Source organism: Streptomyces sp. AC550_RSS872, from assembly GCF_019049285.1.
In the GTDB taxonomy this organism is placed as follows: domain Bacteria; phylum Actinomycetota; class Actinomycetes; order Streptomycetales; family Streptomycetaceae; genus Streptomyces.
On sequence record NZ_JAGMUL010000013.1, the window covers coordinates 68972 to 80146 of the forward strand.

Genomic DNA, 11175 nt, shown 5'->3' on the forward strand with positions numbered 1-11175 from the left:
ACACTAAAGCGGAACAACAGGTTTCACCAGCCGCACAAATCCCCCCCGATCCCTGCCAATTGGGGCCCCGATAGGGCGGGGCTATCACCGATTGCCATCATCACAGCGGCCTCACAGGCGCCGACACTCGCCTTGACGACTCACCCCCCACCCAGGAGTCATCAATGCGCATCTCCACGTTCACGTCCAAGTCCCTGTCCGCCCGTACGGCGGTGACGGTCGGCCTCAGTGTCGCGGCCCTCGGTCTCGGTACGGCGGCTCCGGCCACGGCGGCCCCCGCCCACACCGCCCAGGCCGGCTACGTCGCCAAGTCCGCGGAGGCCGACGGCAGCCGGGCGTTCTTCGAGGCGGTCCTGAAGTCCGTCGCCGAGAAGCGCGCCGCGGACCCGAGCGCCGCCGCCGTCACCGTCACCTACGACGCCTCCGCGGCGCCGACGTTCAGCGCGCAGATAGCCCGCAGCACCGAGATATGGAACGGCGCTGTGTCCAACGTCAAGCTCCAGCAGGGCTCGAACGCCGACTTCACCTACCGCGAGGGCAACGACTCGCGCGGCTCCTACGCCTCGACCGACGGTCACGGCAACGGCTACATCTTCCTCGACTACCAGCAGAACAAGGAGTACGACTCGACTCGCGTCACCGCGCACGAGACGGGGCATGTGCTGGGGCTGCCGGACCACTACGAGGGGCCGTGCAGTGAGCTGATGTCGGGGGGCGGGCCCGGTCCGTCCTGCACGAATTCCGTCCCGGATGCCAACGAGAGGGCCCGCGTGGATCAGCTGTGGGCCAACGGGTTCGCTGCCGCGATGGACAAGGCGCTGGAGAAGGTCGGTCGATAGGTCTGCCCCGGTTCCACCCCCCCACATGGCGCGGTCGCCCTCCTGCACGGGGCGGCCGCGCCGTTTTTTGGACAGTTCGCCCAGTAGCTCGGGTGGTTCCTCTTGTTGGGCGGCTGCGGGTTCGTCGTGGCTTGTCGCGCAGTTCCCCGCGCCCCTGGGGGGGCGTTGCGCCCAGGCAGTCCTAATGAGGCGAGGCGATTGCTCTTGCCGCTGCCACCTCCTGGCGCAGGGGCTCCAGGACGCTGCCCGATGGGCCGGTGAGGTCGGTGCGGACCGCGTACAGGGTTTCGGTCTTTCGTACGCCCTCCGCCAACTCCCTCAGCTGGAGGGCGATCTGGGTGACCTCGGCGGCCGACGGGGGAGCCGAGCCGTATTTCACCCTGACCCGGGCCGCCGTCGTCGCGTCGACGATGCGCTCGACGGAGACGACCAGGGGCCACCAGGCGGCGGCGCGGCGGCCGGTGGGCGGGGGCTCGGTCAGGGCGCGTTGGAACTCGGTGCGGATGGCGGAGAGGTTGCGGTAGAGGCGGCGGCGCATGCGGGCGCGGGCCGCGGGGTCGACGGCACCGGGCCCGAAGGCGCCCTCCACATAGCGGGCCGTGTCCTCCACGGCGTCCGCGAGGCGGTCGCCGACCCGGGTGCGCCAGCTCTCCGGCCAGAGCAGATACCCGGCGATCAGGGCGATGGCGCAGCCCATGAGGGAGTCGACCAGGCGGGGCAGCAGCAGGGCGGTGCCCTGGCGGTTCAGGACGTCCGACAGGAGCAGGATCACCGGGGTGATGGCGGCCGTCTGGTAGCCGTAGCCGCGTGGCGTGAGCGCCGGGACCAGCGGCGCTAGCAGGAACAGCACCGGTACGTCCCACCAGCCGCGCGGCACCTGCGCGAGCACCGCCGCCGCGATCACCAGCCCGGCGACCGTGCCGAGGGCGCGCAGCAGGGCGCGGGAGAAGACCGAGCCGAAATCGGGCTTGAGGACGAAGGTGATGGTGAGGGCGACCCAGTAGGAACGGGGGACCGGGACGATCGAGACGAGTACCTGGGCCAGGCCGATGCACAGGGCGAGGCGCAGGCCGTAGCGCCAGGAGGCGGCGGAGAGGGTGACGCCCCGCAGGGCGCGGGCGGCGCGGATGCCGAGCGCGGCCGGGCGGCCGAGGCGGTCGTCGATGCCGCGCGGGTCGACGTCGGGGCCGGCGACGACCTCGGCGGTGTGGCGCAGGGCGTGGTCGACCGCGCGGGCCGTCTCGGTGGTCGGGGTCGGGAGCCTCAGGCCTGTCGGGCCGGTGTAGCCGCTCTCCACGGCAAAGGCCAGGTGCCGTACGGCCTCCGGGACCTCGGGCGGGAGGGGGCTGCCGCTGAGGCGGGCGGCGGGGGCGGCCTCCACGACCGGGGTGATGGCGTTCAACTGGGCCAGCAGACGGGTGAGTTCGGGGCTGCGGCCGTGATGGCGGGCGCGGTGGGCGAGGATGATGTCGTAGGACTGGTTCAGGGACTGGGTGACGGCGTGCCGGGCGTCGTCGTACGCCAGGGTGCTGCCGGCGCCGCGCTCCTCTCCGGCTTCCAGTAGCTCGGCGACCTTGCGGTAGGTGTCCGCGACCGCCGCCCGTTCCGGCACGCCCGACCTGAGTGGCCAGGCGAGCAGGGCGAGGAGCAGGACCAGCAGGCCGCCGCCGGACATCAGCAGCGGTGCCAGCCACCAGGCGCCCGGCATCGGAAGGCCCGCGCCGACCACGCTGGTCAGCAGCAGCACCAGGCCCGCGGCGGAGGCGACCGCGCCGATCGTCGAGATCATCCCGGAGACCAGCGCGACGCCGGTGACGGCCACGACGGCGGCCCAGCCGTGGCCGTACACCGCGGCACCGAGCGTGATGCCGACGGCGCCGAAGAGCTGGGGGATCGCGATGGTGGGGATGCGGACGCGGTAGGCGGCGGCGGTGTCGCTGATGACGCCGTTGAGGGCGCCCATCGAGGCGAGGGCACCGTAGAAGGGGCGGTCGGCGGCCAGCCCGATGGCCAGCGGGAGGGCGATGGCGATGGCGGCGCGCACCACGGCGGGCCGGTTGACGGGGGCCGGCTGGGCCCTGAGGTTCCGCACCAGCCAGTCGGGAGGGGTGAGGCCGATGGAGAACTCGCGGGCGCGGGACATGCGCCCCATTATCAGCACCCTCGTTCAGCGTGCCGTCGACCTCATCCCCGCTGGTGAAGCGTGACGTCGACGAGCAGGGCCCGGTGATCGGTGTCCGCCAGGTCGAGGAAGCGGGCGGTGTGGGCGGAGAAGTCGGTGGAGAGGAGCACGTGGTCGATCTGCGCGCCGAAGGCCGGGGTGGTGCGGGCCGGCCAGCTGGGTGTGCGGTCGTGGCCGGCGAGCCGGGCGGCGTCGTGCAGGCCGGTGTCCAGGATGCGGCGGAAGGCGGCGTGGTCCTGGGAGGCGTTGAAGTCCCCGGCGACGACGAGGGGCGTCCTCGGGTCTTCCACGGCGAAGTCCCGCAGCTCACCGAGCTCCCGGCGCCACAGGTCGACGTGCCCGGGCAGTGGGGGCATGGGGTGCGCGAGCTGGAGCCGTACGGCATGTCCGCGTACGTCGGCGACGGCGCCGGGCATGGCCATGGTGCCGTCGACTCCGTCGGCCGACTCGAGCGGGAAGCGGCTGAGCACGACCGACCCCGCCGAGCCGGCGGCCACCTGTGCCGCCCGGTGCGGGTAGTCGGCGCCCAGGGCCTCCTTGAGCCCGGCGTCGCAGGTGTACTCGCACTCCTGGACGAACACGAGGTCCGGCTTCTCGCGGCGGACGGCGGCGACGAGGGCGTCGGTGGCCTGCCCGAACTCGACGTTCGAGGTCAGGACCCGGAAGGAGGCGAGCGGACGCCCGTCGGGCTGACCGGCCTTCCCGTACGGCTCGATGAACCAGGCCAGCAGCCCCAGCAGCCCGACGGCCCACACGACGCCGACCCACCAGCGCGACAGCACGGCGACCAGCAGCCCGAGGCCCACGGGCGCGAGCAGCCACGGCAGGAACGCGAGGAACTGCGGGACCGGGGTGACCCCGTCGGCATCGGCGACCCGGCATCCGACGACCACGCTGACGCCCAGGAACAGCAGCCCGGCCGACCAGAGAGCCGCAGTCTTCACGTCCTGGCCTTCCGCTCGTGGATGGTGTCTTGGGCGATGTCGTGGCTGAGGTGCCCGAATCCTCCCTCAAAGACGGAGGTCGTGGGGTGGAGGTTGCGTGGACCGGGAGGGGTCCCGGGGTCCCACGCCGATGATGAGGCGCCGGTCACCAGCGGAACAGTGGGAAACAGTGGAGCAAGGAGACCCGAGATGACGCGCGTCCAGATCGACTGGCTGACCCTGCTGCTCGCCCCCCTCGCGGTCGTCGGGCTGCTGGTCGCCTTCACGGCCAGGCAATCGGCTGCCAGGAGGGGCGCTCCCATGCCTCGCTGGGGGAATGCCGTCCAGGGCGTGGCGATTGCGTTCGTGCTGCTCGTGGCCCTGATGAACATGGCCGGGAGCGGGTCGTGAGCGGACGGGACACCAGGCGGGACGTCGACGATGGCGTCGCGTCCGTGCTTTCCTTCCGGGCCGTGGCCGCTTGATTCCTCCGCAGAAACACGAGAGCCCCCGTCCTCCTGGTCGCGGAGGCGGGGGCGCTGCGTGTGCTGAGGCTCAGGTCTGGGAGCGTCAGGTCTGGCACTGGGAGGTCGCGGCGCTGCTCCAGTTGGACCAGGCGCCCCCCGCGGGCCTGACATGGACGCGGATCTCGACCTTGACGTTGACCGGGCCGCAGACGCGGTCCGTGGAACCGATGGCGATGGGGCCGACCGTGGACCGTCGCTGGACGACGGTACGCCCGTTGCCGATCTTCACCCAGTGACCGCCCGAGACGACGCGGAAGTACGCCTCGTACTCGACCCAGGAGGCTCGCGCGCGGGTATTCGTCAGGACCGTGTGCGCGGTGATGTTCCGAAAGAAGACGTGGCCGTCCTTCCACCGCTCCGCGCTGATACAGCCGTTACCGGAGATGCCCTGGGTCGAGACGGACCCGCCGCAGGCGACGGCGGCGGCGTGGGCGTCGGCGGGGAGGGCAAGTGCGGCAACGGCAGCAGCGGCCACGACAGTCCCCGTACGTTTCAGCATTCAGGTACCCCTTTGGGTTGGGTGCGGTCGGCGAGCAGCAGGGCGAGGGGGCCGCCGGGGAGGCGGAACCGGCCGTCCTACGCGGCCTGGATCGCCTCGTTCACCGGCCCCCAGGACAGCTTGAAGTCCTCTTCGGTGTCGTTGAGTTCCTGTGGTCCGAGCGTGACGTGTTCGGCGAGGAACAGTGACAGACGGGCGTTGGCGTTGTCCGGGCAGCCCTCCAGGGCCGGCGAGGAGCAGTGTCTCTCTAACGGCTGTCGTCCACCCGCGCCAGAAACTCCCCCAGCGCCTCGTTGAACTCCCCCGCCCGCTCCAGATTCGGCATGTGCGCCGCCCCCTCGATCACCCGGAGGGCCGAGTCGGGGAGCGCGGTGTGCATCGCCTCCGCGTCGGAGACGGGGGTGTAGGTGTCGTCGGCGCCCACGACGACCAGGGCGGGGACCGTGACGCGGGTCAGCAGGGTGCGGTAGTCGGGGCGTTCGGCGCGGCCGCGCAAGGCCGCCGCGGCGCCCTCGGGGGGTGTCGCCGTCATCATGCGGTGGACGTGGGCCTTGACCTCGGGGGCCGCGTACGGCGCGACCATCTTCTCCAGCACCTCGTCGGCGTAGCCGCGCATGCCCTCGCGCAGCAGCCGGTCGGCCATGGCGCCCCGCGCCCGCTTGCCCTCGGCCGTCTCCGCCGCCGGGAAGGTGTCCGCGAGGACCAGACCGCGGATGCGGTCGGGGAAACGGGCGTAGCACTCCATGACGATCTGGCCGCCCATCGACAGGCCCGCCAGCACGCAGGTCTCCACCTTCAGGTCGTCCAGCAGGGCCTCGATGTCCCCGGCGAAGACGGAGAGCGGGGTGATGCCCGGGACGACCGGGGAGGCGCCGTAGCCGCGCAGGTCGGGGGCGATGACCCGGCGGGTGGGGGAGAAGGCCTCGATCTGCGGGGCCCACATCGTGCGGTCGAAAGGGTGGCCGTGGACGAGGACAAGAGGGGTCGCCGACGGGGCCGTGGCCGTCGCCGTAGCCGAAGGTGTATCGACGCCTTTGTCCTCGTATGCGAGGAAGGGGCTCATGGAGACGACCCTAGATCGGCTCAACTCCTCGGTGCAATAAGATCTTTGCCCTCGGTGCAATCCGAGGTGTCTGCACAGGGGGAGCACGTGAACCGGACGATGGACGACCGGGACGACTACCGGCGTCTCGCCGACCACATCGCCGACGACATCGCCCACGGACGGCTTCAGCCGGGTGAACGGCTGCCTCCGCAGCGGGTGTTCGCGCGGCGGCGCGGGATCGCCGGGTCCACGGCGGGGCGGGTGTACGCCGAACTCGTACGGCGGGGTCTGGTCGTCGGCGAGGTCGGGCGCGGGACGTTCGTGCGGGCCGCGCCTGCGGGGCCGGGTGAGCGGGCGCTCGTCGAGGCCGCGACCGCCGCGCCGGTCAACCTGGAGCTCAACTACCCCTCCGCGCCGGGCCAGTCGGAACTCCTCGCCCCGGCCCTGGCCCCGCTGCTGCGCCCGGACGTCCTGGCGGAGGCCCTCCGTCCCGCAGCCGCCACCGGCACACCCGAGGCCCGAGAGGCCGCCGCCGCCCTCCTCGCCACCCCCGGCTGGCGCCCCACGCCCGACCGGATCGTCTTCACCGGCAACGCCCGCCAGGCCGTCGCCGCCACCCTCGCCTCCCTGGTCCGCCCCGGCGGCCGGGTCGGCGTCGAGGCGCTGACGTACCCCGTGGTCAAGGAGATCGCCACCCGTCTGGGCATCACCCTGGTGCCGCTGGTCACGGACGAGGAAGGTCCGCGCCCGGATTCGGTGGCCGCCGCGCACCGCACGGCTCCCCTGGCCGCGCTCTACCTCCAGCCGACCCTGCACAACCCGACGTCGGTGACGACGAGCCCCGGACGCAGACACCGACTGGCCCGCACAGCGACCGACTTGAACATCCCGGTCGTCGAGGACCGCATCTGGTCCTTCCTCACGGACGACGACCCCCTCGCCGCCCACGCCCCCGGCCTCACCCACGTCGTCGACGGCCTCTCCAAGCGCGTCGCCCCCGGGCTCACCGTCGGTTTCGTCGTCGTACCGGAGGAACGGGCCGAGGCGGTGGCGGCGGCCGTCCGGTCCGGCGGGTGGAGCGCGGGGCGCTTCGCGGTGGAGGTGGCCACACGGTGGATCGCGGACGGGACGGTGGAGCGGCTGGTCGAGGGCAAGAGAGCGGACGCGGCGCGCCGGCAGCGGATCGTGGAGGAGGAGCTGCGGGGGTTCACCGTGCGGTCCGACCCCCGCGCCTATTACGCCTGGTGGGAGCTGCCCGCCCCGTGGCGCGCTGACACCTTCACGGCCGCCGCGGCCGCGCAGGGCGTCGCGGTGACACCGGGTCCCGCGTTCGCGGCCGGCCCGAACCGCACTCCGGACGCCGTCAGGCTGGGGCTCGGGTCGGTGAGCGAGGTGGCTCTGCGGGGGGCTTTGCGGGTGTTGGCCGGGGTCGTGCGCGGTGGGGTGTGAGCGCTGCGGGCGGGATGCGCGGTCGGGGCGGGGGCGATCGGCCGCGGGGGCCTGCCGCACCGCCCGCCGTCAGGCTCGGGCCCTCGTCGGCTCCTGGGCCGGATCCGCGGTGCGTGCCGCGGAGGGTTGTCGGCGTTGCGCGAGGAACTGCGTCAGGCGGCAGGTGAGGGCCACGGCGAGGCCGAGGGCGATCAGGAGCCAGGAGTCTGAGCGCAGGGTCGCCGTCAGGCTCGGGCTCGGGTCGGTTCCCGAGCCGGATCTGCGGTGGGCGTTGCGGCGGCTTGTCGGCGTTGTGCGAGGAGTTCTGTGAGGCGGCAGGTGAGGGCCACGGCGAGGCCGAGGGCGATCAGGAGCCAGGAGACCGAGCGCAGGGTCGTCGTCAGGGCGTCGTAGATCGCGGCGGCGGCCGGGCGATGGGCCGGGTCGGCGAGGTCGGCCAGGGTGAGGCGGCGGCCGATCGTCACCGCGAGGAGCAGGAGCGCGCCGCCCAGGGCCGTGCCCAGCGCGGTGGCCGTGACCGCGCGGCGGCGGCAGGCGGCGACGGCGATGCCGGTCGAGGCGAGGACCGCCGCCGAGACGGGCAGCCAGAAGCCGGCGACTTCGAGCACCTCGTACCCCTTCCTGAGGCGGTGCACGTCATGGGCCGGGAGCAGCGCGACCTCGGTGTGCTCGACCGGGATGTGGTGGGCCAGCGGGACGTGGTCGTCGGTGAGCCGGCGTTTGATCTGCGCGGTGACCGGCGCGAGGTCGACGGTGACCGCGCGCTCGCGCCTGTCCCGGAGGGCACTCAGCACGGCGTCGTGGACCACCCGGTTGCCCGCCTCCCACGCCGTACGGAACGCCTCGGTCCGGGTGAAGGAACGCACCGCGTCCTGCGCGAACGGCCGCACGGTGCCGGGCTCGGGCGACGCGGGCGACGCCGGGGACGCCTCCATCCGTTCGTCGATCTCGCGCATGATCCCGGCCCCGACCGTGTCCGCGACCGCGCCCTGCACGGCCGGATCGGCGGCGAGCGGCGCCATGGCGGTGACATAGCGACCGGTGTCCGCCAGCCCGTACGTCACCCACGCCGCCAGCACGCCGAACGGCACGAGGAGGCACGCCAGCGCGATCAGCGCTGCCGACAGGGCGTTCCGCAGCCGGGTGAGCACCCTTCCAGACAAGGGTCACGAGAGCGTGCGCGCCAGCCTCGTGCCTGCATACGGGCGCATGATTCAGGCGAGACGGTGACCCTGCGCGTCCTCGTGCGTGTAGTAGCGGTAGAACAGCACGGCGAAGCAGGCCGCGCCGATCACGAGCCCCATCGCCGAGGACCTGAGGACCGACGCGTCGGTCTGGCTGTACAGGAACCCGAACGTACCGCCCGTGAAGGCGGCCCACAGGATCGCGTGCACCTCGCGGATGGCCCGGGAGGCGACCGCGCGGACGGCCACGTACAACACCATGAACGCGGCCGCGGTGACGAAGCCGAAGAGCAGGTTCCAGCCGGTGATCTCGCCGCCGGAGCGCCGGTTCGCCGCGGCCCAGTAGCCGTAGACGAGCCCGAGGACGACCGGTACGACCACGCTCATCGCGCGGTGCGTCCGCGCACTGAACACATCGGGCAGACCCCTCGTGCCGGCCGTGCCCGTTCGCGCCGTCACGGTCCGTCCGCCGGGCGCGGGTGCCGCATGAGCCATGAGAGCACTCCTCTCTCTCCTCGCCCCGCCATCCAGGGCACACCTCAAGCGGCTCGCCGGCAAGTCGGCACCCGGATGCGGCGCGCTGACCGGCGTGCTTGTCTGAGGCTCATGAGGGCCGTCAGCGAGGGTGGAGCCGGCCCGCAGGGCGCCGCCCGCCGGCCGGAGCTGCTGCGCGTGCGCGGCCGCAGTGCCGCCTGGGTACCGCCGCTGCTGCTGCTCGTCGCCATCGTGCTGGTCGACTTCAGGACCGGCAGCGGCTTCCGGATCCTGTCCTGGATCGTGCTGGTGCCCGGTATCGCCGCCACGATCTGCGGGGTGTGGGGAACGGCCGTGTTCGCGGTGCTCGCGCCCGCCACCTACCTCGCCGCGGACGCCGCCCTGCCGCACGAGTACCAGGCGGGCACCCCCGACCTCGTCCTCGCCGGCATCGGCGGCGTCCTCGCCACGCTGGCCTGCGCGGTCCGGGTGCGCGAGGAGCAGCGCATGCTGCACATCCAGGACGTCGCCGAGACGATCCGCCGCACCGTGCTGCGCCCGCTGCCGGCGGGCTGGGGCGGCCTCGACCACGCGGAGGTGTATCTCGCCGCCGACAGCGAGGCCAGGGTCGGCGGCGACTTCTACGACATCCAGACCGGCCTGTACGGCACCCGCGTCATCCTCGGTGACGTCCAGGGCAAGGGGCTCGCGGCGGTGGAGGCGGCGGCCGCGCTGCTCGGCACGTTCCGCGAGGCCGGGTACCACGAACCGGACCTGGCGACGGTCGCCGTACGGCTGGAGGTGCGTATGCAGCGGCACACCCGTATGCGGGCGGCCCTCGGCAGTCAGGACGGCGACCGGTTCGCCACCGCCGTCCTGATCGGCTTCCCCGACGACGAGCCGGACGCGCTGGACGCCCTCGTCCTCGGCCACGAGTGCCCGCTGGTCGTCGGCCCGGACGGCGTGCGGTCCCTGCCGCCCGGCCGGCACGGCCTCCCTCTCGGCCTCGGCGAACTCGATCCCGTCGACGGCCCTCCGTCCGTGCAGCGGGTGCCCCTGCGGCCCGGCGAGACCCTGCTGCTGACCACGGACGGCGTGACCGAGGCCCGAAACGGCGACGACGTCTTCTACCCGCTCGACGCCGAGGTCGCGGCCGCCGTCGCCGCCGACCCGGACGTCGCGCGGCCCCGGCGCCTGGTCGACTTCGTGCGGGACGGCACGCTCAGGCACTGCGGCGGGCATCTGGCCGACGACACGACGGTGTTCGCGGTGCGGCGGAGGAGAACTGGTGTGGGGAATACGGACGGAATAGGGCGCAAAGAGTCCTGAGATCCCGCTTTGCAGCCACAGCGGTTACGGTGCTGCCCTAAGTGATCGACGGGGGATGGGGAGGGACCGATGCCCGGAACCGTGCTGCTGCTGGCCGCCGCCCCGGCGGGCAAGGGCTGTCTGGTGGACGCCGCCTCCGTGCTTCCCGTCCTCGCCGCCGTGCCGCCCACGGTGCTCTCCGGCACGGACACGGCGAACGTCGTGGAACTCGCCGACCCCCTCGAACCGCAGGCCGTCCTCACCCGCCTGCGCGCCGCGGCGGCGTCCCCGGCCCCGCTCACCCTCTTCGTCACCGGCCAGCTCCACCTCGACCGCCGCCAGCACCTGCCCCACCTCGCGCTGGCCCGGACGACGCCGTCGACGGTCCGCTACACCGGCTTTCCCTGGCACTGGTTCCGCGAGGAACTGCGCCTGCGCGCACCGGGCTCCACGTCCCTCCTCCTCGACCTGCACGCCGACGCCGAGACCTGGGAGTGGCTGGCTGCCAACCCCCTCGACTCCGGGCGCAACACCGCGGTCTACGGCCGTGTCGCCCCGCCCCCGAGCCGCCGTACCGTCGCGGGACCGGCGTACATGAAGGCCGTCGCGACCCTGCTCCGCAGCGGCCACCGCCCCTCCCTCGACCAGCTGCACCAGCAGGCGCTGACCCGGATCTCGCGCGAGGGCGGCGTCGGCACGGACATCGTGCTGACGGCCTACGCCCCACCCCAGATCCCGCCCCGCC

At 73.0% G+C, this 11175-nt stretch carries 10 protein-coding genes and 1 pseudogene; 5 read left to right on the top strand and 6 right to left on the bottom strand.

Annotated elements, in window-relative coordinates:
- Positions 1-164 precede the first annotated feature (164 nt).
- Positions 165-839: a snapalysin gene (snpA, locus tag KUM44_RS04830; RefSeq protein WP_217206485.1), complete on the top strand. Its 675-nt coding sequence runs from the start codon at positions 165-167 to the stop codon at positions 837-839.
- A gap of 181 nt (positions 840-1020) precedes the next feature.
- Here the strand turns inward: snpA and KUM44_RS04835 are convergent, their stop codons facing one another.
- Together KUM44_RS04835 and KUM44_RS04840 are read right to left on the bottom strand one after the other, a co-directional pair.
- Positions 1021-2991 carry an FUSC family protein gene (locus KUM44_RS04835; protein WP_374202013.1) on the bottom strand — a complete coding sequence of 657 codons (1971 nt, stop codon included), beginning with the start codon at positions 2989-2991 and terminating at the stop codon, positions 1021-1023.
- A 32-nt stretch (positions 2992-3023) separates the two neighbouring features.
- Positions 3024-3965: an endonuclease/exonuclease/phosphatase family protein gene (locus tag KUM44_RS04840; RefSeq protein WP_217206488.1), complete on the bottom strand. Its 942-nt coding sequence runs from the start codon at positions 3963-3965 to the stop codon at positions 3024-3026.
- Positions 3966-4154: 189 nt separating this feature from the next.
- On the opposite strand from KUM44_RS04840, the gene KUM44_RS04845 reads away from it, so the two are divergent.
- Positions 4155-4355, top strand: coding sequence for a hypothetical protein (locus KUM44_RS04845; protein ID WP_217206489.1), 201 nt, complete (start codon positions 4155-4157; stop codon positions 4353-4355).
- A 159-nt stretch (positions 4356-4514) separates the two neighbouring features.
- On the opposite strand, the gene KUM44_RS04850 is transcribed toward KUM44_RS04845, so the two are convergent.
- Positions 4515-4970 carry a hypothetical protein gene (locus KUM44_RS04850; RefSeq protein ID WP_217206490.1) on the bottom strand — a complete coding sequence of 152 codons (456 nt, stop codon included), beginning with the start codon at positions 4968-4970 and terminating at the stop codon, positions 4515-4517.
- Positions 4971-5217: 247 nt separating this feature from the next.
- Positions 5218-6033 carry an alpha/beta fold hydrolase gene (locus tag KUM44_RS04855; RefSeq protein ID WP_217206491.1) on the bottom strand — a complete coding sequence of 272 codons (816 nt, stop codon included), beginning with the start codon at positions 6031-6033 and terminating at the stop codon, positions 5218-5220.
- A gap of 99 nt (positions 6034-6132) precedes the next feature.
- On the opposite strand from KUM44_RS04855, the gene KUM44_RS04860 reads away from it, so the two are divergent.
- A complete protein-coding gene (locus KUM44_RS04860; protein WP_217206497.1) occupies positions 6133-7464 on the top strand; it encodes a PLP-dependent aminotransferase family protein in 1332 nt (443 codons plus the stop codon).
- A 224-nt stretch (positions 7465-7688) separates the two neighbouring features.
- Here KUM44_RS04860 and KUM44_RS04865 read toward each other — a convergent pair whose 3' ends face one another.
- Positions 7689-8615 (bottom strand): hypothetical protein, encoded by a 927-nt coding sequence (locus KUM44_RS04865; protein WP_217206498.1) that lies wholly within the window; start codon positions 8613-8615, stop codon positions 7689-7691.
- A gap of 63 nt (positions 8616-8678) precedes the next feature.
- Positions 8679-9143, bottom strand: a complete 465-nt coding sequence (locus KUM44_RS04870; RefSeq protein WP_217206492.1) for a hypothetical protein — start codon at positions 9141-9143, stop codon at positions 8679-8681.
- Positions 9144-9254: 111 nt separating this feature from the next.
- Between KUM44_RS04870 and KUM44_RS04875 the strand changes: the two genes are divergently transcribed.
- Positions 9255-10451, top strand: a complete 1197-nt coding sequence (locus tag KUM44_RS04875) for a PP2C family protein-serine/threonine phosphatase (protein ID WP_217206493.1) — start codon at positions 9255-9257, stop codon at positions 10449-10451.
- Between the two features lie 69 nt (positions 10452-10520).
- Positions 10521-11175: pseudogene (locus KUM44_RS04880) on the top strand (hypothetical protein); the annotation flags it as partial.

What these genes read in the sequence shown, in the direction of transcription:
- snpA (WP_217206485.1), top strand. Translation starts at nt 165, where the DNA reads ATGCGCATCTCCACGTTCACGTCCAAGTCCCTGTCCGCCCGTACGGCG.
- KUM44_RS04845 (WP_217206489.1), top strand. Translation starts at nt 4,155, where the DNA reads ATGACGCGCGTCCAGATCGACTGGCTGACCCTGCTGCTCGCCCCCCTC.
- KUM44_RS04850 (WP_217206490.1), bottom strand. Translation starts at nt 4,970, where the DNA reads ATGCTGAAACGTACGGGGACTGTCGTGGCCGCTGCTGCCGTTGCCGCA.
- KUM44_RS04860 (WP_217206497.1), top strand. Translation starts at nt 6,133, where the DNA reads ATGGACGACCGGGACGACTACCGGCGTCTCGCCGACCACATCGCCGAC.
- KUM44_RS04855 (WP_217206491.1), bottom strand. Translation starts at nt 6,033, where the DNA reads ATGAGCCCCTTCCTCGCATACGAGGACAAAGGCGTCGATACACCTTCG.
- KUM44_RS04835 (WP_374202013.1), bottom strand. Translation starts at nt 2,991, where the DNA reads ATGGGGCGCATGTCCCGCGCCCGCGAGTTCTCCATCGGCCTCACCCCT.
- KUM44_RS04870 (WP_217206492.1), bottom strand. Translation starts at nt 9,143, where the DNA reads ATGGCTCATGCGGCACCCGCGCCCGGCGGACGGACCGTGACGGCGCGA.
- KUM44_RS04875 (WP_217206493.1), top strand. Translation starts at nt 9,255, where the DNA reads ATGAGGGCCGTCAGCGAGGGTGGAGCCGGCCCGCAGGGCGCCGCCCGC.